Origin of the sequence: Streptomyces sp. NPDC006134, from assembly GCF_040628835.1 — a bacterium.
Lineage (GTDB): Bacteria > Actinomycetota > Actinomycetes > Streptomycetales > Streptomycetaceae > Streptomyces.
The window spans coordinates 24,111-40,975 of sequence record NZ_JBEXTV010000067.1 but is presented as its reverse complement, the minus strand read 5'-3'; the positions used below and the strand labels follow the sequence as shown (position 1 = coordinate 40,975).

Genomic DNA, 16,865 nt, shown 5'->3' with positions numbered 1-16,865 from the left:
GCGAGCGCCTTGCGGATCACCCGCTGCTGCGAGGGACCGTTGGGCGCGGTCAGGCCGTTGGACGCGCCGTCCTGGTTGACCGCACTGCCGCGCAGGACCGCGAGCACCCGGTGGCCGCGTTCCCGGGCCACCGACAGGCGCTCCAGGACCACGACGCCCACACCCTCGGCCCAGCCCGTGCCGTCGGCCGCCGAGGAGAACGCCTTGCAGCGCCCGTCGGCGGACAGTGCCCGTTGCCGGGAGAACTCCACGAAGTTGTCGGGGGTCGCCATCACCGCCACGCCGCCGGCGAGCGCCATCGAGCACTCGCCCTGGCGCAGCGCCTGCGCCGCCAGGTGCATCGCCACCAGCGACGACGAACAGGCCGTGTCCACCGACACCGCCGGGCCCTCGAAGCCGAAGACGTACGAGACACGGCCCGACGCCACGCTCTGCGCCGACCCGGTGCTCGCGAAGCCCTCCAGTTCCGGCGGGATCGCGCCGCTCCCGTACCCCTGGCCGAACAGGCCGGAGAACACGCCCACGTCGGTGCCCTTGAGGGAGAGGGGGTCGAGGCCGGCCCGCTCCAGCGCCTCCCAGGAGGTCTCCAGGAGCAGCCGCTGCTGCGGGTCCATGGCGAGGGCCTCACGCGGCGAGATCCCGAAGAACCCGGCGTCGAACAGGCCCGCCCCGCGCAGGAAGCCGCCCTGGCTGACGTACGAGGTGCCCGCACGGTCCGGGTCCGGGTCGAACAGGCCCTCCAGGTCCCAGCCGCGGTCGTCGGGGAAGTCCGAGACGGCGTCGACGCCGTCGACGACCAGCTTCCACAGCTCCTCCGGCGAGGACACCCCGCCCGGCAGCCGGCACGCCATCCCGACGATGGCGACCGGCTCGCCGGGGTCGGCGGCCGGTACCGGGCCGGTGGCCGGAACCGGTTCCGGGTCTCCGAGAATCCCGGATCGCAGGAAGGCCGCGAGGGCCGCCGGGGTGGGGTGGTCGAAGGCGATCGTGGTGGGCAGCCGCAGCCCGGTCCTCTCCGTCAGCCTGTCGCGCAGGGCGACGACGGCCATCGAGGTGAAGCCCAGGTCGCGGAAGGCGCGGTCGGCAGGGACCGCTTCGGGCCCTGGCCGGTGCAGCACCTCGGCGGCCTGCGTGCGGACCAGGTCTTCGAGGAGTGCCGACTGCGCGCGCTCCTCCAGCCCGGACAGCCGGTCGCGCAGGGCCGCCGCGACGGCCTCGTCCGGCTCACCCTGCCGAGCGGGCCTTCCGGCCAGGGCGCGCAGGATCGCGGGCACTCGGGCATCCCGTTGGGCATCCCGTGCCGGAACGTCCGGCAGCGCCACCAGCGGCGACGGGGGGGTCGCCGTCAGCGCGACGTCGAACGCGGAGAGCAGCTCCTGGCACGGTCGGCCGACGGCCTCGCTCGGCTTCGCCGAGCCGCCGCCGAGGCCGTCACCGGCACCGCCGCCGTTTGCGTCCCCGGCACCTTCGCCGGGCCGCCCGCCCCAGGCGAGGAACGAGCCGGGCAGATCCCGCAGCCGGCGGTTGCGTACCACCGCATCGCAGAGGACCTCGTCGACGGCCGCGGCCGGGTCGCCCGGGCAGCCCAGCAGCCCGGCGGCGCCGGACGACACCACGAGGAAAGCAAGGAGCTCGTCCCCCGCGGTCATGTCGTCCAGTCTCAGGGCCAGTTCGGGATCACCGGCGGCATGCACCACCGCGGTCACCGGATGCCGCAGGTCGGCCAGGGCGGCCCGCAGCGGCTCGGGACGCGCCGCGTCCGCGGTGACCCGGATGACGCTCGTTTCGGCGAAGGCCGGCGCGTCGCCGGGTGTGGTGTCCGTGGTGCCGGGAGCGCTGACGAGCAGGAGGTTCCTCACCTTGTGGACCGTGGCCAGACGGTGGGCCAACGCCGCGCCGTGCTCGGTGTCCGCTCCGGTGACCACCACGGTGCCGGTGCTGCCGGTGGCTCCCGGCCAGGAGTCCGTCTGCGGCGGGTCGGCCACGGGCAGGCGCGTCAGCCGGGGAACCAGCAGGGCCGCCGAACGCACGGCGATCTGCGGCTCGTTGCACGCGAGAGCCGCCGACAGGGTGTCCGGGGACGGCTCCGCCCCGGCGTCGGCATCCGAAACCCCCGAACCCCCCAGCCCGCCCGGGACCTCCGGGGCCTCCGAGGGGGCATACAGGACGTCCACCACCGTCAACGCCTCCGGCCGGGCCTCCTGGAAGGAGCGCACGACACCCCACAGCGGGGCCTCGGCGAGATCCTGGACGCCGTCCGTGTCGGTGGCCGCGACCGCGCCACGGGTGAGGATCACCAGCCTGGTCGCGGCCAGTTCCGGCCGTGCCAGCCAGACGTCCACGTCCTCGGCCAGCAGCCGGGCCCTGTCGCGTCCCACGGTGATCGCGTCCTCGCCCGCGGCCTGCCCGGCCGCGGGTCCGGCCGGCGGCACCAGGACCGTCACGTCCGGAACCGGCTCGCCGTCGGCCACCGCGGTGCACACCGCTGCCAGGTCCGCGTAGTGGCGCACCTCGGCGCCCGCCGCCTCCAGGGCGCCGACGAGCCCGGCCGCGGGACCGGCCACCGCCCAGCTCCGCACGGCGTACGGGGCGCCGGCCGGTTCCGGTGCGGGGATCCACTCGACGCCCGTCAGCGTGTCGTGGTGTCCGTTCGCCGCGTACCGCAGCCGGCCGGGCTGCCCGGCCAGAAGGAGTCGCTTGGTCTTGCCCGACGGGGTACGAGGGATGCTCGTGATCTCGTGGATGCGTTCCGGCACCTTGTAGGCGGAGAGCTGCTCGCGGCAGCGGGCGACCAGCGCCGCGGGATCGAACCCGGTGGGGCCGGGAATCACGTACGCGACCGGTACTTCGCCGAGTGTGTCGTGCGGTGCGCCGGCGACCGCCGCGTCCGCGACGCCCTCGACGGTGCGCAGGACCGCCTCGACCTCCTCGGGGTGGATGTTCTCGCCGCCGCGGATGACGAGTTCCTTGATCCGGCCGCAGATGGTGAAGTAGCCGGCGTCGTCACGCCGCGCCAGGTCCCCGGTCCGGAACCAGCCGTCCCGTAGCGCCTCGGCGGTCGCCTCGGGGCTGTTGTGGTAGCCGACCATGACGTTCGGCCCGCTGACCCAGACCTCCCCCTCCTGCCCGGCCGGGACGTCGGCTCCCGTGGTGGGGTGGACGATGCGGACGTCGACGCCCGGCACGGGCAGACCGCAGGAGCCGTCGACCCGGGCGCCGTCCGGCGGGTTCATGGTGATGGCGCCGCATGTCTCGGTGCTGCCGTAGGCGTCGACCAGCGGGATGCCGAGGGTCTCCTCGACGTCGCGGCGCAGCCGGGAGCTGGTGACGGCGCCGCCGACCAGGCCGATGCGCAGGCTGGGCGCGGAGAAGCCGCTGTGCCGGGCGGCCGCCACCAGATGGTGGTAGGTGGTGGGGACGCCGGCCAGGAAGGTCGAGCCGTCCTCGCGCAGCACGCGCATGACGTCCTCGGCGGAACTGCCGTCCATGAGCCGGGCGGTGGCTCCGGCGACGGTGACGGACAGCACGCACGCGATGTGCGAGAGGCTGTGGAAGAGCGGCAGCGGCCACAGCACCCGGTCCTGGTCCGTGAGCCCGGGAATCGGTATGTAGCAGGAGGCTACGGACCACAGGCAGTTGCGCTGCGTCGACAGGACGCCCTTGGGCCGGCCCGTCGTCCCCGAGGTGTAGAACATCCAGGCCACGTCGTCCAGGGTGAGATCGTCCCGGGCGGGCACGGGCGGCTCGCTGCCGGCGAGTGCGTCGTACGAGTGGACTCCCACCCCGTCCAGGAGAGCTTCCGGGATGTCGCCGGTCACGAGGCGCACGGTCCCGGGCGCCTCCTCCGGCGCGCCCCCGAAGCGCTCCGCCCGCGCGGCGTCGGTGATGACCAGCATGGCGCCGCTGTCGGCGAGGAGGTACTCCAGTTCGGCCGGCGCCGAGGCGGGGTTGAACGGCACCCCGATGCCTCCGGCGCGCACGATCGCCAGATAGCTCTCCACGGTGGACACCGTGTTGCCGAGGCAGATGGCCACGCGGTCGCCGCGCCCGACACCGAGGTGCGCCAGATGTCCGGCCAGTCTGCGCGTCCGTGCCTCGAGATCCCCGTAGGTGACCGCCCGCCGGTCGTCCGCGAAGGCGACCTTGTCGGGGAAACGGGCCGCGTTCTCCTGGAGGGCGACGGGCAGGGGCTTGATGAGGTCGGTGCGCACTGTGCCGCGGTTCCTTTCGGAGAAAAGGGAGTTCACCCGGAGAAAGGGGAGTTCACCAGGAGACGGGCAGGCTCTTCACCGCGAAGACGGACCCCTTCAGCCGCAGCGGCACCTCTTCGAAATCGACGGCGAGGCCGAGGTCGGGAAACGCGTCGAGGAGAGCGGAGAAGCCGGCGCGCAGTTCGACGCGTGCCAGGTTCTGGCCCAGGCACTGGTGGATTCCGAAGCCGAACGCCAGGTGGCCGGAGGTCTCGCGGTCGATGTCCAGCTCGGCGGGGCACCGGAACTTCGCCGGGTCGCGGTTGGCCGCGGGCAGGGAAACCGTGACGCTGTCGCCCTTCTTGACCGTCTCACCGCCCAGTTCGATGTCCTCGAGGGCGGTGCGGTACGTGTCGTACTGGTTGACGGTGAGGTAGCGGAGGAGTTCCTCGATCGCGGCGTCGAGTTTCGAGGGGTCCGCGCGGAGCGCCGCAAGCTGGTCGGCGTGGTGGAGGAGCGCGAACACGCCCACGGCGAGGGCGCTCTCGGTGGTCTCGTAGCCCGCGAAGAGGAGCAGCGTGACCATGTTGCACAGCTCTTCGGTGGTGAGCTGCCCGCCGGCGACGAGGCGGCTGATGAGGTCGTCCTCGGGCTGCTTGTGCCTGCGCTCGACGACCTCGGCGAAGAAGGCGCCCGCCTGCCCCATGGCGGCCATGGCCTCCTGCGGGTCCGCGTCCGGGTCGTGCAGAAGCGTCGGTGCGTGGCCGTAGCGGTCGACTTCGCTGTAGGGCAGGCCGACGAGCTCGGACAGGACCCGCAGGGAGAGCGGCTTGGCGAAGTTCGCCACCAGGTCCGCGGGCGAGCCGTGCTCCCGCATGACGTCGATCTGTTCGGCGGCCACGGCCTGTGCCCGGGCCATGAGCCGGTTCGCCCGGCGGGCGGTGAACTCGCCGGTGAGCAGCCGCCGGTAGCGGGTGTGGTCGGGCGGGTCCATGTGGATGAACATGCCGGGGATGCGCGGATGGTTGGGCATCACCTGTCCGCGGTGCGTCACCGGGAAGTGACCGATCTCCGTGCTGTGGCTGAACCTCGGGTCACTGAGGACTGCGCGCGCCAGTTCGTAACCGGAGACGATCCAGCCGACGTGTCCGTCGGGGTACACCATTCTCGCGAGCGGCCGTTCCTTGCGCAGCGAGTCGAATATCGCAGGAGGGTCGAACTGATGCGTACGCGCCCACGGCTCCTCGAAGGAGATTGCGTCGCTCATGGAATCCTTCCCGATCAGGGAGATGCCGCTTGGCCGGAGGGAAGCGAGACACGTGCAAGAGAGATACGTGCAAGAGAGATACGTGCAAAAAGAGACACGTGCAAAAAGAGATACGTATATGCGTCCTGCGAGGGGGTCCCACCGTCCTGACGACGCCGTCTTCCCGGTGTCTCCGGGAGAGAGATTAGACGAACGGTAAGGGCACGCCATCCCCATGCCTGGTAGGGGAGCAGCGCCCTCGAGCCGGTTCCGAGCGGCCGGCCCAGCGCTTCCTTGCTCACCTGAGAGTTTCCCCTGCGGACGCTTGAATTCGATTCGAGTTCCGCTGGGAATGCTTTCGATCGGGTCACCCTCATGCCCGCGCGTCCGTACACGGCGCGGCGACGGAACCCACGGAAGGCATGTACATGACAAACGTAACCGCCACTTCGTGACGGACCGGCGGCAGGCGGTTCACCACTGACGTGGACCGCCTGCCGCCGGCGAACGGATCAGGCCTGGCGCAGGGGGGCGAGCGCGTCGGTCCAGGTGATCACCTCGGTGAGCATCTGCTGGAGCGCGGCCTCGTGGCGTTCGGCCGGCCTGAAGGTCGCGAACTGCTCGAAGTCGGCCTGGAGCGACAGGTGGAGCTGGGTGGGCACGGCCGCCAGCTGGACCGCCCCGGCGATGTGCCGCAGGTGGTCGACGGCTCGGGCGCCGCTGACGTTGCTGCCGTAACCGACGAAGCCGGCGGCCTTGTTGTTCCACTCGTTGTAGACGAAGTCGATGGCGTTCTTCAACGCGGCCGGAATCGACCGGTTGTATTCGGGCGTGACGAAGACGAATCCGTCGAGCCCGGCAATCCTGGCGGACCAGGCGCGGGTGTGGTCGTGCTCGTAGACGCCCATCCGGGGAGAGCGCGGCTCGTCGAACAGGGGGAGACGGTAGTCGGCTATGTCGACGACTTCGAAAGCCGCGTCCTCGCGCCCGCCGGCCGTCTTCTGGATCCATTCCGCGACCTGCGGTCCGACACGGCCGGGACGGGTACTGCCGATGATGATGCCGATGGTGGTCATGCGCGTCTCCCGAGAACGAGGTCAAGGCGAAGATCAGGACAAGGGTCAACAGGGTGCCCGAGCACGCCGGCACCTACGGCGGGAACCGGCCAGGCCGCCGTCCGCCACGGCAGCACGGTCTGCGGCAGCGTGATCACGGCAGCACGGTCTGCGGCAGCGTGATCACGGCAGCACGGTCTGCGGCACGGCCGGCTCGACGGGCTGGCCGGTGCGCGCCGATACGCGGACCGCCTGGATGATCCGCAGCGTGCGCGCTCCCGCCGCACCGTCCGGGCCCGCCCCGCTCCCCCGGCGGACGGCGTCGACGAACTCGCCGAGCATGACCGCGTACGGGTTGTCCCCGCGCGTCCCCCACCGTTCGCGGGAGGTGGCGGAGTCGAATCCGCCGAGCAGCCGCGGCGCGGTGGTGAACTCCACGCTCGCCCGGTCGCCGATGAAGGTCATGGCCGGTCCGCCCACGGCCGGCCCCTGGTCCGCCGGGCCCCAACTGCAGTCGAGCGAGGCGACGGTCCCGTCCGCGTAGCGCACCGTGACGAGTGCCGCGCTCTCCACGTCCGGCTCCGCCCCGAGGATGCTGTTCGACTGCGCGTAGACCTGCTCCGCGGGGATTCCGCCGAGCACCGTGTCCACCATGTCGAGCAGATGGGGCGCGTTGGTGTCCAGCGCTCCGCTCCGTGCCGCCCGCTGCCCGGCCGGACGCGGCCTGTTGTACGCCCCGTGAACGGTCGTGAGACGGCCGAGGACCTCACCTTCGGCGATCTCCCGGCGTACGGCGGCGAACGCCGGGCCGAAACAGGCCGGCGAGGCCATGCTCAGCCGCACCCCCATGTCCTGGCAGACTTGCGCCATGGCCTCGGCGTCCGCCGCGTCCGCCGCGCCGGCCGTCGGCGGATGTTCGCACAGCACCTGCGCCCCGGCCCCGGCCGCCCGCTCGACCAGTTCGCGGCGGCGGCCGGCCTCGCCGGTGACGACCACGGCGTCGGGGCGCAGCGCGAACACTTCGTCCCAGCCGTCCGCGTACACCGCGCCGAGCCGCCGGGCCGTGCTCCTCCCCCGCGCCGGATCGTCCGGTGCGCCGTCGGGGTCCGCGACGACCAGGTCGACGTCCGGCATGCCGTGCAGCAGCCGGGCGTATGTCGCGGCACGCTCGTGGGCGAACGACAACACGGCCACCTTCATGCGGCAGCAGCCCCCTTCACGGGCAGTTCGACGGCGCGCCCGGTCCAGGCGGACCGTGCCGCGGCCTGGGTGATGCGGACGGCGGCCAGCGCATCGTGTGACACCAGACGCGCCTCGGGTCCGCCCCTCAGCGCCCGGGCGAATTCACGGATCTCGGAGGCGAACGGGGATTCCCCGTAGTAGCCGAAAGTCCCGGCCAAGCCGCCGGACACCTGGATCTCCTGGGGCCACTCGGAGTCGTGGACGATCGTCCCGCCCGTGCCCGAGACGTGGTAGGTGACGCGAATGGGCGGCTGCGGGGTGGGCGTCCACCTGCTGACGATCTGGCTGAGCGCGCCACTGGCGTGCGTGAGGACGGCCGTGCCGACCGCGGCGGTTCCCTCCGGAGCCGGTGCGGTGATCTCTCCCTGGTAGTGGGCGTGCACGCGGACGACGTCCCCGAAGAGCCAGTAGGCGATGTCCACGCCGTGCAGCATCTGATCGGTCAGGATGCCGCCCGACTCCGCGGAGGCGTGGCCGGTCCAGGGCCTCGGATGGTATCCGGCCACCGTGAACCGGGCGACCGTACCCGCTCCCAGACGGCCCTCGGCCACCAGCTCGTGGAGCCGGGCGAAGGCGGGCGCGAAGCGGATGTCGTGCGCCGGATAGACCGGCACGCCGGCCCGCTCCGCCGCACCGACGATCTCCTCGGCCTCGGCCACGTCGGCCGCGAGCGGCTTCTCGCACACCACCGCCACGCCCTGGGCGACGGCTGCCAGGGCGATGTCGCGGTGAGTGCCCGTCGGCGAGCAGATGTCCACGGCATCCGCGCCATCCAGCGCGTCGGCCAGGGTGCCGACGGCCTTGGCCCCGAACTCGTCGGCCAGCTCCGCGGCGCGGCCGTCCAGGGAATGGACCCGCACGGACGCCCCGGCACCGATCCACGCCTCCAGGTGCATCCGCGCTATCAGCCCCGCGCCGATCAGTGCTACCTCAAGCTGCCGCATGGCCTCCCCAGCTCTTCTTCCCTTGTGACCGTCTGCCCGGGCGGGCCCCGCCGCGCAGGCCGCCGGTCTCCTGCCCTCCGGCACCGGCGCCCCACAGGTCCGAACCCGATCAGTCTCACCCGCACCGCTGACCGGGGACCATCACCAGCGTGAGTAGTCTCGGCCCGCGCTCGGCACGATGCCGCCGACAACCGGTACCGGCGCGCTCCCCGGATCCGTTCCGCGTCCACTGTTCCCACGCCGCTCAAGGACCACCGGACCGGCACGCGGCACCCGGCGTCAAGGCAGTGGCCGCGTCGCCGCCGACGACACCGGTCCACCCTCCGACCGCTCCGTCCCGCGCCCCTCGCCGCCCGACGCCAACATGCACGGGTCCACCGCCCGGCACCAGCATGCACGGGTCCACCGCCCGGCCCGGAGCGCAGTGACCGCCTGCCGCTCACGGGTCCACACGGAACGCCGGCTCCCGCAGAAGGAGCCGGCGTTCCCGTGTCAGCCGCCGGTGGTGGTCAAGGTCCGCCCGGATGCGGGGGACGGGGCGGGCAGGGGGGCGGCGGGTACGGGGGTACGGGCCATCAGGGCGGCCGGGACGGCCAGCAGGACGGTGGCCATCACGCCGGTGATGAACCAGGCGGAGGCGTCGTGTTCGGCGGCGTAGGTCGCGCAGGCGGGGGCGATGCCGCCGAGGACCGCGCTGGTGACGGCGTTCGGCAGCCCGACGCCCAGGGCGCGGACCGTCGGCGGGAAGATCTCGGTGAGGAGCTTGGGCAGGACGGTGGTCACGCAGACCAGGTAGACGACGCCCGATCCGTAGGTGAACACCAGGCTGGCGAAGGCGCCGGTCATGGTCAGGTAGGACACGGAGCCGGTGACGGCGAAGAGGGCGCTGGCGGCGACGAGGAACCGGGCGGCGCCGACCCTGTCGGCGAGCATGCCGATCGGCACGTTGAGCGCCATCATCACGGCGGTGACGCTGACGACGACCCAGAACATGGTGCCGGGTGTGGCCAGGCGGCCGCCGAGGGCGGGGACCACCGCGGGCCAGGTGCCGCCGACGGCGCTGCTGCCGGCCACGTACAGCAGGGCGTGCAGGACCTTGCGCCGGTGGGTGCGCAGGAGGTGGCGCAGTGAGCCGCGGTCGCGGCGGGTGCGGACCTCGCGCCGGAAGACCTCGGTCTCGGTGAGCCTGGTGCGCAGGAAGAGCAGGATCAGGCCGAGGACGCCACCGAGGAGGAACGGCACGCGCCAGCCCCAGGCGGTCATGGCGTCGGGGCCGAGGGCGGCAGTCAGACCGCCGCCGAGGAGGGAGGCGGTGAAGGCGCCGGCGCAGGTGGTGAGCGAGAAGAGGCTGCCGTAGGTGGCCTTGCGGCGCTGGGGGGCGACTTCCATCAGGTAGGCGGCGGCGGCGGGCCATTCGCCGCCATGGGAGATGCCTTGGGCGGCGCGGGCCAGGAGCAGCAGGAGGGGGGCGAACAGGCCGATGTGCGCGTAGGAGGGGGTGAGGCCGATCAGGAGGGAGCCGGCTGCCATGAGGGAGATGGCGAGCATGAGGGCGGGGCGGCGGCCTCGCCGGTCGGCGTAGCGGCCGATGAGTATGCCGCCGAGGGGACGCATGAGGACGCCGATGCCGAGGACGGCGAAGGCGCCGAGGAGAGAGGTGAAGGAGTTGTCGCTGGGGAAGAAGTGAGCGGCGAAGAAAGGAGCGAACAGGCCGTAGCCGAGCCAGTCGAAGGATTCGGTGAAATTACCGATGACGGTGGCGGTGACCGCCCGGCGGTGGGCCGTGTTCCGGGAGTGCGTGGGCATGGGGGACCGGTTCTCCTTCAGACCGCGGCGGCGTAGCCGTGCGTGGTGATGCGGCGGCCCGCTTCTTCGTAGTAGCCGGGTTCGGTGGGCAGTGTGGTGGCCAGGCAGCCGACGTAGCGGTTGTACATGCAGAAGGCGGCGGCGATGAGCACGGTGTCGTGCAGGTGGGTGTCGGTGGCGCCCGCGGCGCGGGCTGCGGCCACGGCGTCGTCGGAGACGGGGGCGGCGTGGGTCTGGACTTCGGCCGCGATGTGCAGCAGGGCGCGCAGCAGGGGGGTGAGCGGGGCGGTTTCGGGGTCGCGCAGGACGGCTTCGACCAGGCCGGTGCCGCCGTCGAGCTGGGCGGCGGCGGCTGCGCCGTGGGTGTCGGCGCAAAAGCGGGTGGCGTTGCGTTCGGACACGTAGGCGGCGATCAGTTCGCGTTCGCCGCGCGTGAGGGGGGAAGGGCCGCGCAGGAGGGCGTCGGCGAGGGCGTTGAGCGGGGCCGCCGTGTCGGGGTGGTCGGTCATCAGGCCCCTGATGCCGGGCAGATCGCTGGTCATTTCTATGTGCGGCACCGTGCGTCCTCCGCTGGGTGAGGGGGTCGATGCCTCATCGTGGGCTCGCGGGGAGGGGGCGGCCAACTTCCGTCGTGCGCAGATCGGGACGTCCGGTGCCGGCCGGGGGCGGTGTCCGTGGTACCGGCCGGAGGCCGTGGCGTGGGGCGGGGCCGTGTGCACGGCGGGACGGCGAGGGGACCGCGAGGTGCGCACGCTGAGAGTTGGCCGGCCCGCCGGGGGATTCCCACGATGAGGGACGCCCGTCCGTTATCCCGGCAGACAAGGACCGATCCGTGCCTCACATCGAGATCACCAACGACCTTCCCGGCATCAGCGGGCTGTTCGCGCAGCGCCCCGACACGGCCGTGGTGCTGTCGCAGCTCGCCGAGACGCTGCTGCGCAGCGGTTCCTCGCCGCTGGGCCGGGGCGAGCGGGAGCTGATCGCCGCCTATGTCTCGCACCTGAACCGCACCGCCTTCTGCGCCGCTTCGCACAGCGCGTTCGCGGCCGCGCAGCTCGACGGCGGCGCCGATCTGGTCGCCGCGGTGCTCGCCGACGTCGACACCGCGCCGGTCGGTCCGCTGATGCGCGCGCTGCTGAAGGTGGCGGCCGAGGTGCAGCAGAAGGCGGCGCCCGTTCCCGACGAGGTGATCGCCGCCGCCCGCGCCGAGGGCGCCACGGACGCCCACATCCACGACACGGTCCTGATCGCGGCCGCGTTCGCCCTGTTCAACCGGTACGTCAACGGTCTCGCCACCGACCTGCCGTCCGACCCGTCCTTCTACGACGTGGCGGCCGGTCTCATCGTCCGTCACGGTTACGGCGCCGCTCACTGACGTCCCGTTCCGTCCGCGCTCTGTGCCCTCAGGAGGCGACATGGCCTGGTCCCGCGCACACGTTCCCGACCAGAGCGGCAGGATCGCCCTGGTCACCGGTGCCTCCCGTGGCATCGGGCTGGAGACCGCCCGGGTACTCGCGTCCCGCGGCGCCCATGTGATCCTCGCGTCCCGCACCGCCGAGCGGGCGCAGGACGCGGTCTCGCGGATCGGCGGCAGCGCCGAGGCGGTACGGCTGGACCTGGCGTCGCTGGAGTCGGTGCGCCGGGCCGCAGCCGAGGTGCGCCGCCGGCACGGGCGGCTGGACCTGCTGGTCAACAACGCCGGGGTGATGTTCCCGCCGTACCGTCACACCGCCGACGGCTTCGAGGTCCACTTCGGGGTCAACCACCTCGGTCACTTCGCGCTCACGGGGCTGCTGCTCGGTCTGCTGGCCGAGGTGCCCGGCTCGCGGGTCGTCACGGTCGCGAGCCTGGCGCACCGGGCGGGTTCCGGCGGCTTCGACGCGACGCGGGCCCGGTCTGCGACCGGGTGGCGGTCGGTGGCGGCGTACGGGCGGTCGAAGCTGGCGAACCTGCTCTTCGCCCGGGCGTTGCAGCGCCGGCTCGCGGCGGCGGGCGCGGGCACCGTCTCGCTCGCCGCGCATCCCGGGCTGTCGCCGACCGGTCTGTGGCACGGCGGTCTGCCCGCGCTGCTGCGGCCGGTGGCCGCCGCGGGGCTGCGGTGGCCGGCCCAGCCGGCGGACGCGGCGGCGCTGCCGTCGCTGCGCGCGGCGACGGATCCGGCGGTTGCGGGCGGTGCTTACCTCGGTCCCGCCGAGTGGTTCGAGAGCCGGGGTGTGCCGGTGCCGGCCCGCTCCAGCCGGGCGTCGCAGGACGTGGTGGCGCAGGACCGGCTGTGGGAGCTGTCCGAGGAACTGACCGGGGTGCGCTACGGGTTCGGGCCGGCGCCTGCGGGCGGGGCCGCCGCAGGCGTGTGTCCGGTGACGGGCGTACAGGGGTGAGTGCCGTGGTGGGGGCCGGCGTCGAGGGCGGTCGCGGCGCGGGCTTCGCCGCGCCGTGCCGGTCGCGGCCGGTCGCGGCGTGGGCGTGGCTGTGGCGGGACTTCGACGCGGTGCTGGCGGACGGGACGGGCACGGTGGCGCAGGCGGACCCGGAGGCGGGGGCCGCGGTGCCGGCAGGGTGCCGGGAGACGGAGGCCGGGGCGGGTCCGGCGTGCGGGGCGGGGGGTCTGGCGAAGGTGGCGCGAGGGGCTTCTTCCGCTGTGCTCGATCCGCGTTCCGGGCCCCCGCGGCGGTCCGGCGCGGCCTAGGGGGCTTTTGACGGATCTCCGCGGAAGAAGGAGCGGCGTTCGGTGCGTGCTCTCGGTGTGCGGGGCGGCGGGTCGTGTGGCGGAGCCACCTGGTCCTCCGCCCTGTGCGGCGAGAGGGCGTGCCGGGCGTCGCGACGCCGCGGAGATCCGTCAGAAGCCCCCTCGGGGACTTCTGCTCCACCCCTCCTTCCGGAAAGGCGATATGGCATGTCACAGACAAAACAGCGGCCCGTCCCGGTCTCCTCCCGGCCGGAGCGGGCCGCGCTTCCCGCTCCGGGCCCGTCCTCGTTCTTCTTCAACGGCCATGTGCCGCGCCGTCGCGCGCTGGTCGTCGCGGTCAGCGCGCTGTTCGGCTTCGCCCTGACGGTGGTGTGGTCGGCCGAGTTCGTCGACCGGACCATCGGCGACAACGTCGCCGACACGCTGCTCGGCCACACCGCCAAGGGCACGCCGATCGCGGGCGTCCTGGCGGGGCTGGCGTTCGCGCTGGCCACCGGCGTCGCGGGCACGTTCACCGCGTGCAACATAGCCGTCTTCAGCGCGCTGGCGCCGCTGACCGGGGGTCCTTCCGCCTCCCGGCGGGGACGGATGGCCGCCGCGCTGCGTCCGTTGAGCCGACTCGCGCTCGGTGCGCTCGTCGTGTCCGCGGCGTACGGGATGGTGGCGGCGGTCGCCGGGACCGGCATGCCGCAGTTCGACCAGAGCCAGGGCGGCAGCGGGCTCTCGGGGCGCCTGGTGCAGGCGATGGTGGTCTACGGACTCATCGGCCTGCTGATGACGTATCTCGGGCTGGCCGCGCTGGGGATGGTGCGCGATCCGCTGGCGAAGGTGTCGCAGCGCTTCCCAAACGCGCCGATGCTGTTCATGGGGGGCCTGATCGGCGGCTTTCTGGTCGGGCGTCCCTTCCCGCTGTTCCGCCAGCTGTTCCGGGACGCCGCCGAAAGCCACAACCCGCTGTACGGTGCGGCGGTCTTCGGTCTGCAGTCCGTGGGCAACCTCACCGTCATGGCGGTGGTGTTCCTGCTGATCACCGGCTTCTTCGGCGACCGGCTGCACCGGTGGATGACGCGGCGCCCGAGCCGGGCCTCGGCCCTGACGGCGGCGGCGTTCATCGCGGCCGGCGTGTTCATGCTCCTGTACTGGGACGTGCGGATCCTGGCCCGGCGTGACCTGATCTGGTATCCGATGGCGCCCTGGGCGATGTGACCGTACGCCGTCAGGCGTGCGGGCGGCTCCGCCTTCTCGATCGGGCCGAACGGCCCGCCGGCGCCCCCGGGTCGCCCGGGGGCGCCGGGCGCGGCGGTGAGGAGGCCGGGGCGGCGGCGACGGCGGCGACGAGCTCGCCCGCCGCGTCGAGGACGCCGGGACCGGCGAGGTGCGGATCGTCCAGGACGGGCACGAGGTCGGCCAGGGCCCGGGCGAACCGGCCCTCGCCGACGCGGGTCATCGCGAGGCTGCCCTCCCACAGGGCGGCGCGGACGCGGAGGGAGGTGAGCAGGCCGTCGCCGGCGGTGGAGACGGACAGCAATCCGGCGACCCGGACCTCGAGCGGGGCCGGGCTCCAGGCGCCGCGGCGCAGGTCCGTCAGGAGGGCCGCGACGCGACGGCGTGCCCGGTCGGCGGCGACGGGGTCCGGGGCGGAGCCCGCCGCGGGCCGGGCGGTGGTCGTGGACACGGTGGTTCCTTTCCGGGTGCGGAGCGGGTGTTCCGGCCGCGGTGCGCAGGGCGGCGCCTACGGCCCGCAGGGAGCCGGGGAGCGCCGCGCCGCCGTCGCCGGCAGCCGCTGCACGGAGCCGGCCGCAGACCGCGGCCGGATGCCGGGGCGCATCGTCAGCCCCGCGCCGGGCGGGACTCGTCGGCGCGGCGGCCGTCCCTGCCCCAGTGGTCCAAGGTGGCGTCGCGCACGATGACGGTGACGGCGTCGTCCGGGCAGCCGGATACGCGCGCGACGACCTCGGTGATGCCCGCCACCAGTTCCCTTCGCGCTTGTCGGTCACTGCCCTGCCACCAATTGACGGTGATCACCGGCATGTCAACGGTCCTTTTCTGCGAAGTGGGTTCAAGGGCGTCGGCGCGGCGGCTCGAGAATCACCGCCGCGCCGGCGGGATGGCAAGCGCGGGCGGGGCGGGGAGAACGACTTGAACAAGTCGGCTCCTTCTCCCCCGGCCGGCCGGACGGAGGCCGCAGGGGCGCGAGTTGGTGAAGTCGTCGCGCCCCTTTCCCTTCTGTTGCCGCCGGCTTTCGGCCTGTGATGTGATCATGCCGTCCTGCCCGGCCGGCTCGGTCCGCCGGCTGTCAGATCCCGCGACGGCAAGGGATGTCACGCATCCGGTGCCGTGTGGTGCGTCCGTCGCGGGAGCGCGGTGCGGGGCCGCCCCGTCCGTTCGAGAGGAATGCTGGTGTCCGTTTTCGGCATGTGCTGGATCGGCGGAAGGACCGGCGCGGAGGCGGCCCGTCGTCCACCGGGATCCCGGATGCCGTTCTCCGGCGGACCGACGAGGCGTTCCCGTCGTACAGCGCCCTCTTTCCGCGGAGCCGGGACGTCATCGGCGCCCACCGGCCCGCCTTCGCCGGCCGCGTGGAGCCGCGCGGGGCGCGGCCGAGCCCCGGCGTGCCGCGGAGCTCTGCGCGTCGTCCGCGCGACACCGACCGCCCGAGCCGGCACCCCGGTGCCGCACCGGCCCCGGCGACAGGCAGAGCCACGCACTGAGGAAAGGGAATGAACATGGCGCCCGTCTCTCATCCGGACCCGGGGTTCTCGGCACGGCTGCGCCGCCGGGAGCCGCTGATCGGTTACTGGGTCTGCCTCGACAGTCCGGTCGCCGTCGAGCGGATCGCCGGACTCGGTTACGACTACGTCGGGGTGGACGGCCGGCACGGCGTGGTCCACCAGCCCGGGTGGCAGGTGGCGATGCTGGCGGTGGACGCCCGCGGCCGCTCCGCGGGGGTGATCCAGGTGCCGTCGCCGGACCCGGTCGCCATCGGGGCCGCGTTGGACGCCGGAGCGCGCGGCGTGATCGTCCCGGTGCCGGAGAACGCCGGGCAGGCGCGCAGTGCCGTACGGGCCTGCCGGCACCATCCGGCGGGCACGCGCGGCCTGGGCGGGCCGGTCCGGGCGGAACTGCGGATGGGCTCCGTACCGGCCGAGGTCGACGACCGGGTCGCCTGCATCGTGATGATCGAGACCGCGGCCGCGCTGGAAGACCTGGACGCCATCTGCGCGACGGAGGGCCTCGACGCGGTGTACGCCGGGCCCGCCGGTCTGTCGGCCGCGCTCGGCGCGCGCCGGCCAGGCGATCCCGCTGTCGCCGGCGAGCTGGAGGCTGCGCTGCGAAAGATCACGGAGGCCGCCCGCCGGCACGGCATCGCCTGCGGCATCCACGTCCCGGACGGTGACAGCGCCGCGAAGCGGCTCGCCGAGGGCTTCACCTTCGCCACCGTCTGCGGTGACATCACCCATCTGGAGCAGGCCGCCGCCGCCCATCTGCGGGCGGCACGCGCCCTGGTCTGAGCGCGCGCGGAGACGGGGGAGCCATGACGACTGCCGTGACCGGTCCGCCGGCCGCGCACGCGGTCGGCCAGCCTGCTGGGCCGGGGAAGGGATCGGCCGGGCATGCGGACGAACCGGCCGGTCCGGTGGGCGAGCCGGCCGGGCGCACGCCGCCGCCGAGCGGGGGCGCCGTCACCGGGTGTTC

Annotated in this window: 13 protein-coding genes; 4 read left to right on the top strand and 9 right to left on the bottom strand. The window is 73.4% G+C overall.

What is annotated here, in order from left to right:
* The 7 genes from ABZ340_RS31530 to ABZ340_RS31500 all read right to left on the bottom strand — a co-directional run.
* Nucleotides 1-4,211 (bottom strand): beta-ketoacyl synthase N-terminal-like domain-containing protein (locus ABZ340_RS31530; protein WP_358785287.1); only part of this gene is annotated, 4,211 nt, incomplete at its 3' end.
* Nucleotides 4,212-4,263: 52 nt separating this feature from the next.
* Complete coding sequence (locus ABZ340_RS31525) at nucleotides 4,264-5,457, bottom strand: cytochrome P450 (RefSeq protein WP_358785286.1); 1,194 nt, start codon at nucleotides 5,455-5,457, stop codon at nucleotides 4,264-4,266.
* Nucleotides 5,458-5,948: 491 nt separating this feature from the next.
* On the bottom strand, nucleotides 5,949-6,512 hold the full coding sequence (locus ABZ340_RS31520; RefSeq protein ID WP_358785285.1) for an NAD(P)H-dependent oxidoreductase: 564 nt from the start codon (nucleotides 6,510-6,512) through the stop codon (nucleotides 5,949-5,951).
* A gap of 162 nt (nucleotides 6,513-6,674) precedes the next feature.
* Nucleotides 6,675-7,691 carry a Gfo/Idh/MocA family oxidoreductase gene (locus ABZ340_RS31515; protein WP_358785284.1) on the bottom strand — a complete coding sequence of 339 codons (1,017 nt, stop codon included), beginning with the start codon at nucleotides 7,689-7,691 and terminating at the stop codon, nucleotides 6,675-6,677.
* Nucleotides 7,688-8,677, bottom strand: coding sequence for a Gfo/Idh/MocA family oxidoreductase (locus ABZ340_RS31510; protein WP_358785283.1), 990 nt, complete (start codon nucleotides 8,675-8,677; stop codon nucleotides 7,688-7,690). Before ABZ340_RS31510 ends, ABZ340_RS31515 begins: the two co-directional genes overlap by 4 nt.
* Before the next feature lie 492 nt (nucleotides 8,678-9,169).
* Complete coding sequence (locus ABZ340_RS31505) at nucleotides 9,170-10,483, bottom strand: MFS transporter (protein WP_358785282.1); 1,314 nt, start codon at nucleotides 10,481-10,483, stop codon at nucleotides 9,170-9,172.
* A gap of 17 nt (nucleotides 10,484-10,500) precedes the next feature.
* A complete protein-coding gene (locus ABZ340_RS31500; RefSeq protein ID WP_358785281.1) occupies nucleotides 10,501-11,040 on the bottom strand; it encodes an alkylhydroperoxidase in 540 nt (179 codons plus the stop codon).
* A 275-nt stretch (nucleotides 11,041-11,315) separates the two neighbouring features.
* Here ABZ340_RS31500 and ABZ340_RS31495 point away from each other — a divergent pair, with 275 nt between their 5' ends.
* The 3 genes from ABZ340_RS31495 (at nucleotide 11,316) to ABZ340_RS31485 (ending at nucleotide 14,375) form a co-directional block, all read left to right on the top strand.
* Nucleotides 11,316-11,858: a carboxymuconolactone decarboxylase family protein gene (locus ABZ340_RS31495; RefSeq protein WP_358785280.1), complete on the top strand. Its 543-nt coding sequence runs from the start codon at nucleotides 11,316-11,318 to the stop codon at nucleotides 11,856-11,858.
* A 40-nt stretch (nucleotides 11,859-11,898) separates the two neighbouring features.
* Nucleotides 11,899-12,861 carry an oxidoreductase gene (locus tag ABZ340_RS31490; RefSeq protein ID WP_358785279.1) on the top strand — a complete coding sequence of 321 codons (963 nt, stop codon included), beginning with the start codon at nucleotides 11,899-11,901 and terminating at the stop codon, nucleotides 12,859-12,861.
* 515 nt (nucleotides 12,862-13,376) lie between these two features.
* Entirely contained in the window at nucleotides 13,377-14,375 is a 999-nt protein-coding gene (locus ABZ340_RS31485) for a hypothetical protein (RefSeq protein WP_358785278.1), read from the top strand.
* A 10-nt stretch (nucleotides 14,376-14,385) separates the two neighbouring features.
* Here ABZ340_RS31485 and ABZ340_RS31480 read toward each other — a convergent pair whose 3' ends face one another.
* Nucleotides 14,386-14,844 carry a hypothetical protein gene (locus ABZ340_RS31480; protein ID WP_358785277.1) on the bottom strand — a complete coding sequence of 153 codons (459 nt, stop codon included), beginning with the start codon at nucleotides 14,842-14,844 and terminating at the stop codon, nucleotides 14,386-14,388.
* A gap of 155 nt (nucleotides 14,845-14,999) precedes the next feature.
* Nucleotides 15,000-15,200 (bottom strand): 4-oxalocrotonate tautomerase family protein, encoded by a 201-nt coding sequence (locus ABZ340_RS31475; protein ID WP_358785276.1) that lies wholly within the window; start codon nucleotides 15,198-15,200, stop codon nucleotides 15,000-15,002.
* Between the two features lie 689 nt (nucleotides 15,201-15,889).
* Here ABZ340_RS31475 and ABZ340_RS31470 point away from each other — a divergent pair.
* Nucleotides 15,890-16,681, top strand: coding sequence for an aldolase/citrate lyase family protein (locus tag ABZ340_RS31470; protein WP_358785275.1), 792 nt, complete (start codon nucleotides 15,890-15,892; stop codon nucleotides 16,679-16,681).
* The last annotated feature ends 184 nt before the right edge of the window (nucleotides 16,682-16,865 follow it).